Annotated in this window: 13 protein-coding genes and 1 pseudogene; 11 read left to right on the top strand and 3 right to left on the bottom strand. The window is 62.1% G+C overall.

Features of this window, described 5'->3' with window-relative positions:
* Positions 1–818: 818 nt before the first annotated feature.
* Both ACIPZG_RS22040 and ACIPZG_RS22035 read left to right on the top strand, forming a co-directional pair.
* Positions 819–1,634, top strand: a complete 816-nt coding sequence (locus tag ACIPZG_RS22040) for a hypothetical protein (protein WP_400716869.1) — start codon at positions 819–821, stop codon at positions 1,632–1,634.
* A gap of 139 nt (positions 1,635–1,773) precedes the next feature.
* On the top strand, positions 1,774–2,556 hold the full coding sequence (locus ACIPZG_RS22035; RefSeq protein WP_400716867.1) for an acyltransferase: 783 nt from the start codon (positions 1,774–1,776) through the stop codon (positions 2,554–2,556).
* 58 nt (positions 2,557–2,614) lie between these two features.
* On the opposite strand, the gene ACIPZG_RS22030 is transcribed toward ACIPZG_RS22035, so the two are convergent.
* Positions 2,615–3,547: an SIS domain-containing protein gene (locus tag ACIPZG_RS22030; protein ID WP_400716865.1), complete on the bottom strand. Its 933-nt coding sequence runs from the start codon at positions 3,545–3,547 to the stop codon at positions 2,615–2,617.
* A gap of 633 nt (positions 3,548–4,180) precedes the next feature.
* On the opposite strand from ACIPZG_RS22030, the pseudogene ACIPZG_RS22025 reads away from it, so the two are divergent.
* Both ACIPZG_RS22025 and ACIPZG_RS22020 read left to right on the top strand, forming a co-directional pair.
* Positions 4,181–4,447 (top strand): annotated as a pseudogene (locus ACIPZG_RS22025) (hypothetical protein); the annotation flags it as partial.
* 226 nt (positions 4,448–4,673) lie between these two features.
* Positions 4,674–5,720: a phosphotransferase family protein gene (locus ACIPZG_RS22020; RefSeq protein ID WP_400716863.1), complete on the top strand. Its 1,047-nt coding sequence runs from the start codon at positions 4,674–4,676 to the stop codon at positions 5,718–5,720.
* Positions 5,721–5,938: 218 nt separating this feature from the next.
* On the opposite strand, the gene ACIPZG_RS22015 is transcribed toward ACIPZG_RS22020, so the two are convergent.
* Positions 5,939–6,685 carry a hypothetical protein gene (locus ACIPZG_RS22015; protein ID WP_400642236.1) on the bottom strand — a complete coding sequence of 249 codons (747 nt, stop codon included), beginning with the start codon at positions 6,683–6,685 and terminating at the stop codon, positions 5,939–5,941.
* A gap of 319 nt (positions 6,686–7,004) precedes the next feature.
* Between ACIPZG_RS22015 and ACIPZG_RS22010 the strand changes: the two genes are divergently transcribed.
* The 7 genes from ACIPZG_RS22010 to ACIPZG_RS21980 are packed head-to-tail and all read left to right on the top strand — an operon-like array spanning position 7,005 to position 16,291.
* The gene (locus ACIPZG_RS22010; protein ID WP_400716861.1) at positions 7,005–9,026 is read left to right on the top strand and encodes a capsular polysaccharide biosynthesis protein; all 2,022 of its coding nucleotides are present in this window, start codon (positions 7,005–7,007) and stop codon (positions 9,024–9,026) included.
* Complete coding sequence (locus ACIPZG_RS22005) at positions 8,966–10,285, top strand: capsule biosynthesis protein (protein WP_400716858.1); 1,320 nt, start codon at positions 8,966–8,968, stop codon at positions 10,283–10,285. The genes ACIPZG_RS22010 and ACIPZG_RS22005 overlap by 61 nt, the downstream gene beginning before the upstream one ends.
* Complete coding sequence (locus ACIPZG_RS22000) at positions 10,282–11,058, top strand: SDR family NAD(P)-dependent oxidoreductase (RefSeq protein WP_400642239.1); 777 nt, start codon at positions 10,282–10,284, stop codon at positions 11,056–11,058. The genes ACIPZG_RS22005 and ACIPZG_RS22000 overlap by 4 nt, the downstream gene beginning before the upstream one ends.
* Entirely contained in the window at positions 11,051–12,571 is a 1,521-nt protein-coding gene (locus ACIPZG_RS21995; protein WP_400716857.1) for an LTA synthase family protein, read from the top strand. The genes ACIPZG_RS22000 and ACIPZG_RS21995 overlap by 8 nt, the downstream gene beginning before the upstream one ends.
* 4 nt (positions 12,572–12,575) lie before the next feature.
* Positions 12,576–13,142 carry a GNAT family N-acetyltransferase gene (locus ACIPZG_RS21990; protein ID WP_400716976.1) on the top strand — a complete coding sequence of 189 codons (567 nt, stop codon included), beginning with the start codon at positions 12,576–12,578 and terminating at the stop codon, positions 13,140–13,142.
* Complete coding sequence (locus ACIPZG_RS21985) at positions 13,139–15,244, top strand: capsular polysaccharide biosynthesis protein (protein WP_400716854.1); 2,106 nt, start codon at positions 13,139–13,141, stop codon at positions 15,242–15,244. Before ACIPZG_RS21990 ends, ACIPZG_RS21985 begins: the two co-directional genes overlap by 4 nt.
* A 3-nt stretch (positions 15,245–15,247) precedes the next feature.
* Positions 15,248–16,291, top strand: coding sequence for a phytanoyl-CoA dioxygenase family protein (locus tag ACIPZG_RS21980; RefSeq protein WP_400716852.1), 1,044 nt, complete (start codon positions 15,248–15,250; stop codon positions 16,289–16,291).
* Between the two features lie 103 nt (positions 16,292–16,394).
* Here the strand turns inward: ACIPZG_RS21980 and ACIPZG_RS21975 are convergent, their stop codons facing one another.
* A complete protein-coding gene (locus ACIPZG_RS21975) occupies positions 16,395–17,747 on the bottom strand; it encodes an aminotransferase class I/II-fold pyridoxal phosphate-dependent enzyme (protein WP_400716849.1) in 1,353 nt (450 codons plus the stop codon).
* Positions 17,748–17,753 lie beyond the last annotated feature (6 nt).

Raw genomic sequence — 17,753 nt, 5'->3', positions numbered from 1 at the left:
CAGTGTTTCCGATATCTCAATTCGAATAAATCCTCAGCCAACCCGCTTAGGACTAGCTGCCAGCCCCCATCCGCGCCCAACACACTAGGTCAAACATATACGACAACTAGCAGCTCGTGATTATTACAACGCCGACTCCAGTAGTTTGGCCGTGAAAGGCCTGAGCCTTCAACACGCACCGCCCCCCGCCTTGCAATCACATCATGCTGGATGCTGGCCGAGATTTATGATCCCCAACCAACACCTTGGTCATGACGCACGCACTGGTCAAGGTCTTAAAGGTCCAATGTCACATAAGCCGTGACGTAGGCTTGCCGGATGACAGCCCAGGCGCTTCAAACATCGGCTAGCAGTGGTTGACACTGCGAAACCCTTGCTTAGGATACTGCCCCCAGTTAGAGTCATGATCCAAGTGATCACAAATTCAACATACGAATTCTGGGCAACAAAAACTGACAATGGATAAAACTATTAGCTGCACACTCCTCGGGGGGAGCAACTCGGTTCTAAAATTTGGCTTGGGGTCCGGCTTAGAGAGCATTTGCCAAGTCACGCGCCTCGCTCTCGGCGCTACGACCTGCATCCAGAACCTTTACGAGGTTGTGAGAAACAAAGAACTGATCAGAAACTCTGACTTCATCGTCACAGAATCCAATGTCAATGACTCTCACTTCGCTTGCATGCAGCCATTATCAATAAATACGTTAGAGACAGAGATAAATGAGTACTATCGCGTACTCAGCGAGCTAAACAGAAACGTGTATGTTGTCATACTGCCAGCCAACTTTCGAGCTCGTCACATTGAATCACAATCAGTAATGAACGCAATTAATAGCATTCATTACTCAAACTGCCTTGCCTACGGATACAAGGTAATTGATCTCTCCTGGATTGCACGCGACCTTCTCGAATCAGATATTTACAACCTTATTCCTCACCCAAGGCATTTGAATGAAGGTTATTTGCATACCCTCGGCCAAAACATTGCCAACCATGCCTTGGCGAACCCATCGACTCTGACACCCACTCAGAGCTGCGGACCGGCCTATTCGATTATCTCGGCCCACGACCTAGACAAACAAAACTGTGTGGAAAAGAAAAACTCCACCTTCAAAGAGACAATATTACCGCTTAGCAAGCCATACAACCTACCCGAGTGGTCGATTGGTAACGAAATAATTGCCCTCTCAGCATGGTGCGATAGTTACTCTCAAGTCAGAGTTTCCTCCGAACCTCCTACCACCAAATGCTTCTCTAAACTTTACTCGGTTTGGGAATTCGCCACCCCAATCAGCATTTCAAGAAGCACTAAGATTGAAACCGCAACAGACAATCAACCGCCGACAGATCTCTCACGCATGAGCAAATATAATGCAACGGCAAATTGCGTACCGCTCGGATTTTCCGGACTATTAATTAGAGAGCGTACACCAATCCATAAACCGACTGCTGCACACCACAAATCCCAGGTCGATATATCAACCGAAATCACACCAGACATCAGACCATACATAAAAGCTTGCCATTCATTAATCGAGAATCGATACCTTTACACTCAAACCCATATAGATGAGTTAAAAAATGAAATTGAGGCGCTCAAGCTACAACTAGCCAAAACAAATAGCCTAGCCTAACGGGCCCGAGCGCGCCATTTCTACCCTTCACTTGCAGCGCCGTAGGACCGACTAACACAGGAGCCCTTTCCCCCATGACTGGGCTCTTGGACCTACATCTGATTTCGCCATCACATTCGAAGCATCACGGAGCCGCCCAATGACTGATATACTAGTAAGCGGAAACTATGAAGATGACATGGGTAATCGAGTGATCGCACCCGCCGGTCTGCATAAGGTTTACGTTGACTTCAAAGGAAAAAACAACACCCTACACATTGAAAGCAACAGCGGCATAAAAAACACCCTCATATCTTTCCCGTCAGACTCAGGTGTCTGCGCAGTAGGGGCGCATGGCAATTACTGTGGAAAAATACGAATCGGGTGGAAATGCACAGTAGTTGTTGGCTCCGATGTGACATGCACCACGGCGTGCGCCATTTATACCGCAGAATCTACTTGCACCATAATCGGTGACGACTGCATGATCGCCGCACACGTCATTATTAGAACTGAAGATTCACATGCGATATTTGATGTAGAAAGTGGGAATAGGTTAAACCCTTCAAGAGACGTGATTATAGGCCAGCACGTTTGGCTAGCAGAGGACTCAGTAATACTCTCAGGATCCAGGATAGGGTCAGGATCAGTAATTGGGATAAGATCAGTAGTTAAGGCATCCATCCCCAACAACTGCACTGCTGCCGGCATACCGTGCAAAGCTATTAAGCGAAACACTGCATGGGAAAGGCCAAACATTGCATTTAGTGACCCCTGGATCAGAACTAACGCTAGGGAGCAGGCGCTTATAGAGGCCAACCAATCATGGCAATTAACTGACGACAACGCCACACACATAAAAATTGGCAAGTACTCATATATGACCATAAAGGATCTTCAAACAAAAAATCCAAATCTGGCCCCTGCCTTCCTCACCGAATGATAAAGCGAGCGCCCTAAGCCCCCTGTTAGTTTTAGGAGCGAAGGGCGCCTGACTCTAATCAGTCGAAAATTTCTACTACTCCGACCACAGCATTAGCATCATCCACCACAGCCAGTGCCCGAATCTTGTTGTCCAGCATGTAGGCCTCGGCTTCAGAGAGCTGCGCATCTTCCAGAATTGTATGCGGCTTGGCCGTCATGAACTGTGCAACGCTCTCATGAACGATCCCTTCGTTATCCAGCAGCGCCCGACGCAGGTCCCCGTCGGTCACGATGCCTACGAGCTTGTTGTCGTCCATCACCACTGCCATCCCCAGACGGCTGCGGGTCATCACCAACAAGCAATCGTGGAAGCTGGTAGTCGGCTCAACGACCGGTGCTGGCGAGTGCATCACGTCACGCACACGCGTCAGCAACTTGCGACCCAGGCTGCCACCGGGGTGGTAGCGGGCGAAGTCCATCGGCTTGAACTGGATGGCTTCGATCAACGCCACTGCCAACGCATCGCCCATGGCCATGGTGGCCAAGGTCGAGGTGGTCGGGGCCAAGTTGTTCGGGCAGACCTCACGCTCGACCGAGATGTCCAGCCAGATGTCGGCGTGCTTGGCCAGGGTGGACTTGCCGTTGCCGGTCATGGCGATGATCTTGTTGCCGAACGACTTGAGGCTTGGGATCAGCTTGATCAGCTCTTCGGTCTCGCCGCTGTAGCTGATGAGGATCAGTACGTCGATGGGCTTGAGCATGCCCAGGTCGCCGTGGAAGGCTTCGGCTGGGTGCAGGAAGAAGCTTGGGGTGCCGGTGGAGGCGAAGGTGGCGACCATCTTCTGGCCGATCAGGCCGGACTTGCCCATGCCGCAGACTACGGTGCGGCCTTGGCAACCGAGGATCAGCTCGACTGCACTCTGGAATTCGCCATCCAGGCGATCGGCCAGGTGAGTGACGGCTTGGGCCTGGGCGATTAAGGCTTCTTTGGCGATGTTGAGGTGGTTCATTTTCGTCCCTGACGACTGCAGTTAATGCGAAGCGGCGAATGGTAAGGTTTTTGTCATGGTTAGCAAAGCGGCGTTAGTGGTATGGGGGCTGTGCTGGCCTCTTCGCGGGGCAACCACCGGCTTTGATAGCTGCGATGGACACTGTGGGAGCCGGCTTGCCGGCGATGGGGCCCTAACTGGCTGCAAGGGACCGTCCCGCTACCTTGTGTTTGCCTGCTCCGGCCTCATCGCCGGCAAGCCGGCTCCCACAGGAATCGCGTCAACTTTTTGAAATTGAGCAAGACAGTGGCTCCCACAGATTGAAGGGGCGTACTCCTGCTGTGGATTCAGACGTTTCCTACAAAATTGGGGTGGAGGTGTTGGGGCTCGGGAAATATCCTACGTTGTCTGTCGACGGGCGTCTGATTGCTGCGGGAAAGCTAGCACTCTAGGATTTTCGGGTCGCTGAGGGTTCAGCGATCGGGGTGTGGAAACCCCTTGCAATCTTCAAGGTGCCTGCCGTTATGGCAGCTGTGCGCGGGAGGCCGTTTGGCCTACCGGGGTTCCTTGAAGACCGGTTTTCCACCCCGCGTACAGTTGCCTCCATTCGTGTGGAAACGGAGGTGGCAGCTCCTTAATCTTCAAGGAATTGCTATGAAAAAAATAGTACCCGACCCACCTCACTCCTTCGACTTACCTCCCGGCAAAACCCTCTGTCGCGCCATTGGCGAAGGCATCGTGCCGATAGAGCATGTGCTGATGAATGTGTCCCACTACTTGATGTTCGCCTACAGCGACAGCCGTCGCGCCCTTGAGCGTATCGAGGATGAAGAGACGCGGCAGCAGCTGCAGCATGGGCTGCGGGCGATGCAAATTGCCTGGGGGCAGGCGGATGCCTTGGCTTTGGCGGTGGAGCGCAAGCCAGGGTTGCTGTATCGCTGGAAGATTGTGGGGGCCTCAAGGGGGCGCCTTGATTTTTATGGCGGATTCGAGACCGAGCGCCGCGTGGGCGGCGCTCGATCTCAACGTCACCCCAAAAACCAAGACGAACCACGCATTTTTTCATTGTGCCCCAGCGCCATATCCCGCAGCATACCCGCCCTTCACAGCTACTAATGGACCTACGGCTGCTGCCTGACCGGATGTCATGACTGACCCTTCTCGCCCGCCTGCATCGAGCAAGACGCTCTTCCGCTGGCAACGGGCCCCTCTCGAACACCACCTGCACGCGCTGATGCCCGAATGGGACCAACACGCGCTGAACATCAGTTCCCAGGACCTGGCGTCGAACGCTTCGTTCGTCAACTACGTGCGCCACCATCGCCTGATCGATCCCTGCAGCGGGCAACCGGTGGAAGTGGTGGAAAAGTCGATTCGCAAGGTAGCCTTCTTCGGCAGCCAGGAAGCGCGCTTCCACCGCGCCGAAGGCCTGCTGGCGGGCAGCACGCAGTTTCGCTACCCCGCCTGCCTGGGGGTGATCGAAACGCCTTGGGAAAGCTTGATCTTCACCGAGTTCGTGCGCGGCAAGCCACCACGCATTCACGCCATCGCGCGGCAACTGGCCCTCGGCATCGCCGAACTGGAAAGCCTCAGCCATGCCTGGCTCAAGGCGCAGCCACTGGGCAAGGCGCCGTTGTTGTGGAGCATGGACTTCTTCCGGCCGTGGTTCTTGTTACGCCCGCGCTTCAATTTCGCCCGCTGCCTGCCAGCACTGGCACAACTGGGGCGTGAAGATGAGCGCTTTGCCGGGCTGGCGGTGCGGTTCGAGGCATTCGTGCCGCTGATCCGCCAGCTGGCGAGCGCGGCACGGAAAAGTCCGCGGTGTATCAGCCACATGGATTACCTGCGCAAGAACCTGTTCGTCGACAAGGGGCAACTGCACCTGATCGACTGGAGCGAGGTGAAGGTCGGGCGGGTCGGGTTCGATGGCGGGGCGTATCTGGGCAGTCTGTTCCGGCGCAAGGACATGGCGGTGTTTCTGGCGGCGCAGCAGGAGTTTGTCGAGGCGTATCGCGGGGTGCTGGCGCCGGGCGTGGATGCGCAGCAGGCACTGGGGAATTTGCGCTATGTGTTTCTGCTGACGGCCCTGTTCCATTGCCTGCGGCCGGAGACGGTCGAGGAATATCGCGAGCGGGAGCGGATGGAGTTGTTGCGGGAGAAATATGATTATCTGCTGGGGTTGATGCAGGGCTGAGTGCCGGCCCGCGATTCGTGTGGGAGCCGGCTTGCCGGCGATGAGGCCAGGGCAGGCAAAAGCCGACCAGGTCGTTTAGCAGGGCTGCTGGATGGCCAAGCACAAGACTGTCGCCTTGAGTGGGCTGTTCTGGCCCCATCGCCGGCAAGCCGGCTCCCACAGGGAAACCACTGCTTTCAAAGCCAGTGGTGTGCCTGTGAACCACCCTACAGCCTGCCTTAGAACGCCATCCCCAGCTTCACCCCATACTCATCACGCTTGAGTTCGGTGTTGTCAGCGGCCAGCGACTCATCGTCGAGCTCGTACTTGGTCTGGATGTAGTACAGCCCCGCCTGAATGGGAAAGTCGCCCTGCTGGTTCATCAGCAAGGTGATCTCCGCATAGGGGTTGGCACGGTCCTTCGTGTCGCTGGTTTCGTCGTCAAAACCGTCCACATCGAGCTTCGCCTCGCCACCGACGGCGTAGCGCACACCGCCCTCGAGCCGCAGGGTCGCCGTGTCGAACTGGTGGTTGTAGCCCAGTGCGGCTTTGACGAACGGTGATTTGTAAGTCAGGTCGGTGTCACGCCTGTGGGACACCAGCTCGAAGCGCTGCCAGGCGTACCCCGCGCCCACGATCACGTCGGCGAAGTTGCGGGCATCCAGCGCCACACGCCAGCCCAGGTCGAGCCCCAGCCGGGCGTCCTTGAACTTGTAGTTGTCCTGCTCGGCGTATTTGCCTTCGCCACCGAGCTGGTAAACGAGCCCGGACTCGGCTGTCATCTTGTTCCCGTAGTTTGCGAATACACCGCCCTCCCCTACGTATTCGCTTTGCGATTGCCTGCCGCCGTGGAAGGTGAACTCATCGTAAGCACCTATCAAGCCTATAACGAAAAGTGGATCGGTATTGGGCGCGGCATTTGCCGCCAGTGGAGCGCCCATCAGGGCGAGAATGCAGGTGTGACGCAGCAATTTGCGTGTTCGCATGCGGGAAGTCTCCATGACAGGAATCGAGTGACGAACCCTGATTACGAGATTAGTCCTAGCGCAAAAGTTCGGATGGATTTCAACGACCGCACGCAAATCGGTGACCGATCACAAAATTGTGCAAAATCGCAGTTGATGGCATTTTGATGCCCATTCAGCGGCATTTCCGCACAATGTCTAATTTCTTTATAAGAATCCCCTCTAAAAACCCTTCGCCAAATGTGAATTTGTATTAAGATTCCCTGTCCTGATTTTGGATCCTGTCTGTGGGATCCGTCGCCTTTCCTCAGCCTTCGGTATGGAACCCTGCTGCTCGTTTATGGATGACGCGTCACCTCGCCCGCGCCTGCTGGTCCTTTCCAAGGGAGCCCAGCGCATCAGCACTTTGCCCGCCCTGTTGCCCGACTACGCGCTGCACAACGGTGCCGTGCGCGACGTGCCGGCTGCAGATTGGGTGATGGCCTGGGGCCGCAAACCCAGCGCGCTCAAGGCCATGGCCGTGGCGCGCGAGGCGAGCAAGCCGGTACTTACGCTGGAGGACGGTTTTGTCCGCTCGGTGGGCCTGGGCGCCGATGAGCCGCCGCTGTCGCTGATCGTCGACGAGGTGGGCGTTTACTATGACGCCAGCCAGCCTTCGCGGCTCGAGCAACTGATCGCCACGTCGCTCAACGCCGAACAAAGCGAACGAGCCCTGGCGCTGCGCAGCTTGTGGCAGCAACAGCGGGTGTCGAAGTACAACGACGCGCGCATTGAGCACCCTGCACTGCCGGATGACTGCGTGCTGGTGGCCGACCAGACCTGTGCCGACGCCTCCCTGCAAGGCGCCGGGGCGAACGACTTCAAGGCCATGCTCGACGCGGCGCTGGCTCGCTATCCGCACAGCACCGTACTGCTCAAGGTGCACCCGGACGTGGTCGCCGGGCACAAGGCCGGGCATTTCGACCTGGCGGCGCTGGCCGACCACCCACGTGTCCAGGTGCTGGCGCGCAACGTGCACCCGGCCGAACTGTTGCCGCGCATGCGCGCGGTGTACGTGATGACTTCGCAGCTTGGCTTCGATGCCCTGATGTGGGGGGTGCCGGTGCACACCTGGGGCATGCCGTTCTACGCCGGCTGGGGCCTGACCGATGACCGTCTGCCAGCCCCGCCGCGGCGCCATCCGGTGCCGCTGGCGCAACTGATTCACGCAAGCCTGGTGGCCTATCCGCGTTATGTGTGCCCCGAGCGCGGCACCCCCTGCACGCCTGAAGTGCTGATCAACTGGCTGGGCCTGCAGCGTCGTCACCGCAGCCTGCTACCCGATACGGTGCAGATGCTCGGCTTCAGTCGCTGGAAAGAACCGCTGGCCGACCTGTTCTTCAACGGCGCGGCCATCCGTTTCGTCAAGGCCGAGCAACCGTTGACCCGCGACCTGCCCGTGGTGTCGTGGGGCTGCAAGGGTGACGACCACCTCCACGACCACCCTCACCCGGTCAGCCGCGTCGAAGACGGTTTCCTGCGTTCGGTCGGCCTGGGCGCCGGCAAGGCACGACCGTTGTCGTGGGTGGTCGATGACCTGGGCATCTACTACGACGCCACTCGCCCTTCACGGCTGGAACGCATTCTGGCCAGCGAAACCTTCGGCGCCGAGCTGCTGGCCCGCGCCGGCGCCTTGCGCCAGGCCATCTGCCGTGCCGGTCTGACCAAATACAACCTGCCCGGGGCCAGCTGGCAGCGCCCGGCCACAGCCGAACGGGTGATCCTGGTCACCGGCCAGGTCGAGGGCGATGCCTCGATCCGCTTCGGTAGCCACAAAGTGCGCAGCAACCTGCAGCTGCTGCGCGCCGTGCGTGAGCACAACCCAGGCGCATGGGTGCTGTACAAACCACACCCCGAAGTACTCGCTGGCACCCGCGCGCGGGGTGACGACGAGGCGCAGACGGTGCACTGGTGCGACGAAGTGATCGGCGACACACCGCTACAGCAGCTGCTTGAAGTGGTCGACGAGGTGCATGTGCTGACCTCGCAGTCGGGCTTCGAGGCCTTGCTGCGCGGCGTGCCGGTCACCACCTGGGGCCAGCCGTTCTACGCCGGCTGGGGGCTGACCCGGGACATGGACCTGCAATTGCATGTGCAGGCCCGGCGCTCCCGGCGCCTGAGCCTGGATGAGCTGGTGGCCGGGACACTACTGCTCTATCCCACCTACGTCAGTCGCATCACCAACCGCTTCACCACCGCAGAACAGACGCTTTACGAACTACAGCATTGGCATGCGCTACCGCAGCAAGGAGCTACCTCTCGATGGCAGGACTTGAAACGACGCTTGAGCAGTTTGCTGGGCATGAAGCGCCCGGCCGGCTGACGTCGGGGTCGGTCCGTGGTCCGCTGCTGCGCATCCCGACTCACAACTTCCTGCTCCTGCAAGGCGTCAGCTCGCCTTTCTTCGCACGCCTGGCCAACGCCCTGCGCGGCATCGGCCAGCGCGTGCACAGCGTGCGCTTCAGTGTCGGCGACGCGCTGTATGGCGCCAGCGGCCCGTCGCTGAACTGCCCGTGTCGCGCCGAAGACAGCGAGCCATGGTTCGCCGAGGTGTTCCGCCGCCTGGACATCACTGACCTGGTGCTGTTCGGCGACTGTCGCCCGGTGCATCGAGGGGCAGTGGCGCTGGCACGCCGCCATGGCGTGCGCGTGCATGTGTTCGAGGAAGGTTACTTCCGCCCGTACTGGGTCACGCTGGAGCGCGACGGGGTGAATAACCATTCGCGCCTGCCCCGCGACCCGCAGTGGTACCGCGAGGTGGGCAAGCACATCCCGCGTTACCAGAACGGCAATGCCTTCAAGCTGTCGTTCGCCGCCCGCGCCACCCACGATGTGCTGTACCACGCAGGCGGCGCGCTGAACGCCCTGTGCTACCCGCGCTATCGCACCCATGCGCCGTTCAATGCTGCCGTCGAGTATGCCGGCTTCATCCGCCAGGGCCTGCGTCTGCTGCGGGCGCGGGTGCATGACGATGCGCTGGTGGCCGAGGTGGCCCGCGAGCGCCACCCGACCTTCCTGTTGCCGCTGCAACTGGACAGCGACGCGCAAATCCGCGATCACTCGCGCTTCCAGAACATGGAGCAGGTGATCGAGCACGTGATCGACTCGTTCTCGCTCAACGCACCGTTCGATGCCCGTCTGCTGGTCAAGAACCACCCGCTGACACCGGGGCTGATCAACTACCGCAAGGTCACCGCCCGGCTGGCGGCCAAGTACGACGTGGCCGACCGTGTCGATTTCCTGGAAAGCGGGCACATGCCCACGCTGCTTTCGCACATCACCGGGATGATCACCGTCAACAGCACCGCCGGGGCGTCGGCGATTCTTCACCATCGCCCGACCTGCACCCTGGCCGAGCCGATCTACGCCATGCCCGGCCTAACCCACCAGGATGGCCTGGACAGCTTCTGGCAGCAGCCCGAGGCACCCGATAACACATTGTTCCAACGCTTTCGCAACACGGTCATCCACACCACCCAGATCAACGGCGGGTTCTACACCGGCTGCGGCATCGACATGGCCGTGGCCAATTGCCTGGAAGTGTTGATGGCCAGAACTTCAAGAATCGAAAACTACCTATGAGCCACACAGCTTCGCCCCGCTGCATCCTTATTACCGGCGCCACCGGCGGCATCGGTGGCGCGCTGGCGCCCGCCTATGCCGCGCCGGGCGTGACATTGATCCTGCAGGGCCGGCGCCAGGACCGTCTGGACGAAATGGCCGCGCAGTGCCGCGCGCTGGGCGCCACGGTGCTGCTGGAAGCCCTCGACGTGCGTGACCTGGATGCCCTGCGGGCGATGGTGCGGCGCGTCAGCGAAACGCATCAGCCCGACCTGGTGCTGGTCGGCGCCGGGCTGAATACGGCGGTGGGTGCCAACGGCGAGGCGGAGTGCTGGGACGAGAGCCGTGCCTTGCTGGAGGTGAACGTGATGGCGGCACTGGCCACCGTGGAAGCGGCCTTGCCGGTGATGCGCGCCCGCGGCCATGGGCAGATCGCGCTGTTCAGTTCGCTGGCCGGCTGGCGAGGCCTGCCGGTGACCCCGACCTACAGCGCCAGCAAGGCGGCGATCCGCGTGTATGGCGAGGCGATCCGCGACTGGCTGGCACCGGAAGGGGTCAAGGTCAACGTGATCGTGCCGGGCTATGTGGAGTCGAAGATGTGCTTCGAAATGCCCGGGCCGAAGCCGTTCCTGTGGACGGCGGAAAAGGCAGCCAAGCGCATCAAGCGCGGGCTGGCGGCGAACCAGGCGCGTATCAGCTTCCCCTTCCCGCTCAACCTGGGCACCTGGCTGCTGGGGCTGATCCCGCAGTGGCTTTCCTCGATGATTCTGCGTGGGTTGAAGTACAGTGATTGATGTTTCCTGGCTGCCGGTTGCCCTGGCCGGCCTGGGCCTGACCGTGCTGGTCGAGCGCCTGCTGGTGCCCCGCCCGCCCCTGCGCCGGCCAACCAGTAGCTGGCTGCTGCACATGGGTTTGTGGTGCGTGGGTTTCGGCCTGCTATACGGGCTGACGGCGCGGCCGTTGTTCAGTGGCGTGAATGTGTTGCTGCTGTGGCTGCTGATCGTGCTGGTGAGCAATTCGAAGTATCACTCGCTGCGCGAACCGTTCGTGTGTGCGGACTTCGAGTACTTCAGCGATGCGGTGAAGTTTCCGCGCTTGTATCTGCCGTTTTTCGGCGTTGCCAAGGCAGCGGTGCTGGCAGTCGGGTTTGTCGTTTACCTGTGGGCCGGGTTGAGCTTTGAAGTGCCTAAGGCACGGATCGAAGCGTTGCTGCCGTTGGTGCTGGGACTGGGCTTGCTGCGCCTGGGGCATCGGCCGGTGAAGCCAAGCTTCGATGCCGAGAAGGACCTGCTGAGCTGGGGCTTGGCGGCCAGCCTCTGGCGTTACTTCTGGGCGGCACGGGCCAAGGTGGATCGGGCCGGGTTGGGGTCGCCGTTTGCCGCAATGCCAGTGCCGGCCTCACTACCCGACCTGATCTCTATCCAGAGCGAATCGTTCTTCGACGTCCGCGACCTGTGGCCAGGCGTGCGCCCCGAGGTGCTCGGCCAGTTCGACCTGCTGGCCCGCGAATCCCTGGCCCACGGCAAACTGCAGGTCGCCGCCTGGGGCGCCAACACCGTGCGCACCGAGTTCGCCTACCTCACCGGCATTCCGGCCGAACGCCTGGGCGTGCACCGCTTCAACCCTTACCGCGTGCTCGCCCGCCAGGGCTTGCCCAGCATCGCTTCGCGCCTCAAGGCCATGGGCTATCGCACCGTCTGCATCCACCCCTACGACGGCAGCTTCTACGGCCGTGACAAGGTGCTGCCAGCGCTGGGCTTCGATGAGTTCATCGATGTGCGTGCCTTCAACGCCTCGGAAAAAGCCGGCCCATTCATTGGCGACTGCGCCGTCGCCGAAAAAATCCGCGCACTGTTGCAGGCCCCCGGGCGCAAACAGCCGCTGTTCATCCACGCGGTGACCATGGAAAACCACGGCCCGCTGCACCTTGAAACCGTCGATGCAGACGAACTGCCCACGTGGTTCGACCGCCCGCTGCAACCGGGCATGAAGGACTTGGCGCCTTACCTGCGGCACATCGGCAATGCCGACCGCATGCTCGGCATGCTGCGCGAAACGCTGCTGGGGAACCCCAACGAGGCCCTGCTGTGCTTCTTCGGCGACCATGTGCCGATTCTGCCCGAGGTGTACCAGGCTATCGGCGCGCCCGCCGGAGATACCGATTACCTGCTGTGGTCCAACCGCCGCCAGCCGGGCAGCAACGCGTGTCCGATCCGCGTCGAGGCACTGTCCAGCGCGCTGCTGGCACAGGCCCATGCGCCAGTCGCCGACGCGCGGGCACGCACGGCGGCTGCCGGGGTCGCCTGACAACGTGGTGCATATCGTCCTGGGATCGGCGCTGGCCGAGCGTGCCGCAGACCCTGCACTGGCGCACCTGCTGAGCCAGGGGCGCGGCTCGCTGGCATTTCTGCTGGGCGACAGCACCTGCCGCTTGCGCTTGCTGGGCGCAGGCATCCACTGGGACCGCGTGCTGCTGGCATTCGACGGCGAACGGGCGGTGGGCTTTGCCGCGTTCAAACATCACCGACGTGGGCCGTTCGGGTTGCACTGGCGGCCATTCGTGCGTGAGTTCGGGCTTTTCAATGGCGCCGTGCGGTTCGTTGGCTTTTGCCTGAGCGAGCTGCGCGAGTGGCGCTACGGTTTCTTGTTGTACGGCTTGCGGGTAGACCGCAGCGCGCGCAACCAGGGCATCGGTTCAGCACTGGTGCAAGCCTGTTGCGCGCATGCCGCTGGCCAGGGCTTTGCCCGTATCGAGCTGGAGGTGCCGCTGAATAACCCGCGCGCCCGACGCCTTTACCTGCACAACGGATTCACCCTGCGGCGCAAGCGCTGGGTGCCTTTCCCTCCCGTGCGCGGCATGTGGAGGTCGTTGCCATGAGTTCCCCGCAAGCGCTGGTAGAGGGCCCGGGCTGGGTCGGCGTCATGTCCCAGTGGGTGGCCTGGAAGGTGCTGCACCTGCCGCAGTTTCTCGGCCCGGAAGGCCCGCCGTTCTGGCTGTGGCGCCGAGGTTCGAGCAGACCCAAGGGGCTCAAGGCCATCGCCGGTATCGGCTACAAGCAGTCGTCGGCCCATGCCCGCGTTTTGTGCCAGCGCTGGGGCCTGCCCTATATCGCGCTGGAAGACGGCTTCCTGCGTTCTTCATCGTTGGGCATCGAGGGCGACACCCCCATGTCGATGGTGGTCGATCCCATTGGCATCCACTACCTGGCCGACCGGCCCTCGTTGCTGGAGAACATCCTGCAGCAGCCCGAAGCGCTGACCGCCCCTGAACTGGCCTGCGCCCGCGAGCTGATCGCGCTGATGCGCAGCAGCGGCATCGGCAAGTACAACAATGCCCCTGACCTGCCCGACGACGACCCGCTGGGCCGTGAACGCCCACTGGTGCTGGTGGTGGACCAGACGGCCGGTGACTATTCGATCCCCGGCGGCGGCCTGTGCGAGGCGGACTACGTGCGCATGCTCGACACCGCCCTGGCGGAAAACCCCGATGCCGATGTGCGTGTGCGCATCCATCCCGACTGCCTGGGCGGGCAAAAGCCCAGCTGCCTGCTGGCAGCGGCGAAGGCCCGTGGTGTGACGCTCGAAGCGCGGCCCGTGGCCTGGGCGTCGTTGGCCAGGCGCGCACGGCGGGTGTACATCGGCACCAGCCAGGCTGGGCTCGAAGCGTTGATCCAGGGCGTACCGGTGACCTGTTTCGGCCTGCCGTTCTATGCCGGCTGGGGCCTGACCGATGACCGCATGGCCATCCCCCGACGCCAGGCCCGGCCTGACCTGGTGCAGCTGGTGGCCGCGGCGTACATCCGCTACTGCCGGTATGTCGACCCGCTGACCGGCGCGCTCACCGACGCCCTCACCGTAGCCCGGCAGCTGGCGCGCAAAAAGGCCCGCGATGCGGAGTTTGCCGGGCATACCACAGTGTTGGGCGTGAAGCGCCACAAGCAGCACAACATTCGGCGTTTCTTCGCCAGCCGTTGGGGGCAGTTGCGCTTTGCCGTGGACAGCCCTGAACTGGTAAATCAAGTGGCTGCCGAACAAGGCCGGCTGCTGCTGTGGGCCGCGCGTGAGCCGGCAGACATGGCGGCGCGGGCCAAGGCTGCCGGGGTGCCGGTATGGCGTGTGGAAGATGGCTTCCTGCGCTCCAGCGGCCTTGGGGTGAACAACAGCCCGGCGTTGTCACTGGTGCTCGACCGTGGCGGCATCCATTACGACGCAGCTTCCGCCAGCGACCTGGAACAGCTGCTGCAGCACGGCGAGTTCGACCCGGCCTGCCTGGCCGATGCGGCGCGGCTGCGTGAGCGCATCGTTGCCAGCGGCACCAGCAAATTCAACCTGCGCCAAGGGCCCTTGCCGGCCTTGCTCGGCCAACCGGGCCAGCGCCGGGTACTGGTGGTCGGGCAAGTCGAGGACGATGCCTCGGCGCTGTGCAGCGGTGGCGGTGCCGGCTGCAACTTGCGCCTGCTGCAACAGGTGCGCGCGGCGCTGCCCCAGGCGTGGGTACTGTACAAACCGCACCCGGACGTGGAAGCGGGCAAGCGCCTGGGTCAGGTAGCCAGCGAGCACCTGGTCGACCTGGCCGACCAGGTAGTGGCCGGGGCGGACATCGCCGAGCTGTACGGCCAGGTCGATGAGCTGCACACCTTGAGTTCCACGGCCGGTTTCGAGGCACTGCTGCGCGGCCTGCCTGTGGTGACCTATGGCACACCGTTCTATGCCGGCTGGGGCTTGACCCGCGACCACCAGCCCTTGCCGCGCCGAACCCGGCGCCTGACCCTGGACCAGTTGGTAGCCGGCGCCCTGCTGCGCTATGCGCGCTATGCCGACGCCCAGCAAGCCCTGCCCTGCGATGCCTGGCACGCCCTCGCCTGTCTGGCCATGCCGCGCCCTGCGCGGCTGGCTGAATACCCGCGAGTGGCACCGTTGCTCAACTACACCCGGACCATGCTCGGCTGCGGCCGAGTGTTGCTCCCAGCAAAGGACTGAACCATGCCTGTTTCGATCCAGGACATCGGCCGCTACGCGGCACTCCCTTGGCATTGCTTGCAACTGGCCACCCACGCGAAATCGTTCGAGAACAACCCCGTACTGGGCAGCGCCCGGCTCAATGCCCTGGGCCTGCACGTGCAGCGCCGTCAACTGGCCATGGCCTTGGCGACCTGGCGCCGCCAGGCGCTGGCCAAGCGGCTGGATGCCGGCGAACGCGAGCACTTCGAGCAGAACGGATTTTTCATTCGTGAGAACGCCCTGCCCGTCGAGCAGTTCGCCGCCCTGCGCGCAGAGCTGGGCGAGTTGCGCAGCACCGGCTGGGAAATGCGCCAGGGCCGCGCGGTGACCCGACGCGTCAGCCTCGATCAGGACGTGCTGGCGCGAAATCCTGCGAGTGCGGCGTTCGTGGCGGACCGCGGCGTACGCGACCTGATTGCCTATGCGTCATCCAATACCGGTGGCATCACCTATCAATTGCAGTCGATCGTGATCGATGCGGCCAGCGCCGACCAGGATCCGCAGACCCGGCTGCACGCCGACACCTTCCACCCGACGGCCAAGGCGTGGTTGTTCCTGGATGATGTGGAGGAAGACCAGGGGCCATTCAGCTATGTGCCCGGCTCGCATCGCCTGACCCCGGAGCGCCTGGCCTGGGAGTACCGGCAAAGTCTGGATGCCGCCCGTTCGCCCGAGCAGATGCACCGGGAAGGTTCGTTGCGCATCGACGAGCCTCAACTCGCCGCCCTCGGATTGCCCGCGCCCCGGCGCTTTGCCGTGCCGGCCAATACCTTGGTGGTCGCCGATACCTCGGGTTTCCATGCCCGCTGCGCCAGCCACAAGGCCAGCCACCGGGTGGAGATCTATGCCAGCTTGCGGCGTAACCCGTTCCTGCCGTGGCGTGGGGCGCACCTGTTTGCGTTGCCGTGGATTGCCAATCATCACATGCGCTGGGATGTGCGGCTGAAGCGCTTGATGGGGTTCGACAAGAAGAGCCATTGGCGCTTCATCGAGCAGTTGAATGCCTATGAGGCACCCTACATCTGAGCCTGTCCCGGCCTCATCGCCGGCAAGCCGGCTCCCACAGAGACCGCGCCGTTTTCAGGTCCCGTGTGGGAGCCGGCTTGCCGGCGATAGGGCCGGCCCTGCCTCAGCCGAGCCGCGCCATCTCCTCGGCCACCACGGCCACCGTATGCCGTATCTGCTCTTCGCTATGCTCGCACGACACAAAGAACCGTACCCGCGCCGACTGCTCCGGCACCGCCGGGTACAGAATCGGCTGCGCATTGATCCCTCGCTCGAACAACGCGCTGGACAAGCGTCCGGCCTTGAACGAACTGCCGGTAATCACCGGAATCACCGCCAACCCTGTGCTGGTCGCAGTATCCAACCCCGCTTCACGCGCCAGGCGCAGGAACAACTGCCCCCGCGCCTGGACCTTGGCCACCCGCTCGCGGTCCCCGGCCAGCAACTGCAGCGCCGCCAACGCTGACGCCGCCACCGCCGGCGGCATGCCGACGCTGTAGAGGAACCCGGGCGCCAGGAACTTGAGGTGTTCGATCAGCGCCGTGCTGCCCGCGATGTAGCCGCCGCAACTGGACAGGGTCTTGCTCAACGTCCCCATCCAGATATCCACATCATCCCCGGCCAAGCCGAAATGCTCGCCAATGCCCTTGCCGGTCGCGCCCATCACGCCCAGCGAGTGTGCTTCATCGACCATCAAAAACACTTTGTGCTTGCGCTTGAGTTCGACGAACCGTGGCAGCTCCGGGTAGTCGCCGTCCATGCTGTAGATGCCTTCGACCACCACCAGCACCCGCTCGAAATGCTGGCGCTGCTCACCCAGCAAGCGGTCGAGCGCCTGCCAGTCGTTGTGTGCAAAGCTCAGCCGGCGGGCACCGGACAGTTGGATACCTTGCAGCACGCTGTTATGGATCAGCTCGTCGTGCACCACCAGGTCACGCGGGCCGAACAGGTAGCCGATGGTGGTGACGTTGGTGGCATGACCACTGACCATCACCACCGCGTCGTCCACCCCGTACAACCGGGCCAGCTCGCGCTCGAGTTCGCGGTGCAGCGGGCGGTCGCCCGATACCGGGCGGCTGGCCGACACCGAGGTGCCGTAGCGGTCGATGGCGGCCTTGGCCGCCTCGGCCACGTGCGGGTGGCCGGAATAGCCCAGGTAGTTGTAGCTGGCGAAGTTCAGGTACTCGCGCTCGCCAATACGGGTCGAGGCACCGGCAGTGCCTTCGTGCATGCGAAAGAACGGGTTGCTCAACCCAAGCCGCGCAGCGCCTTGCTGCATGACCCGCAGTTGCTGGTAACCGGGGTGCTGGTCGAAGCGATAGAACGCTTCCGGCACCTGCAACGCAGCCTGTTGCGCCTGCTCCAGGGTCGCGCCCTGGGCCGCTTGCGCAGCCCCTTGGCTGCGCCGCGCCAGCGCTTGCTGGATCAGGCGTTGCTTGGTATCGCCCGCCAGGCCGGTTGGAGTGCTTGCAGTCATCGAAGG

The organism is Pseudomonas sp. NPDC089395 (assembly GCF_044749525.1).
Taxonomy (GTDB): domain Bacteria; phylum Pseudomonadota; class Gammaproteobacteria; order Pseudomonadales; family Pseudomonadaceae; genus Aquipseudomonas.
Note: the sequence above shows the minus strand (reverse complement) of the source record. Positions and strands in the feature narration are given on the sequence as shown.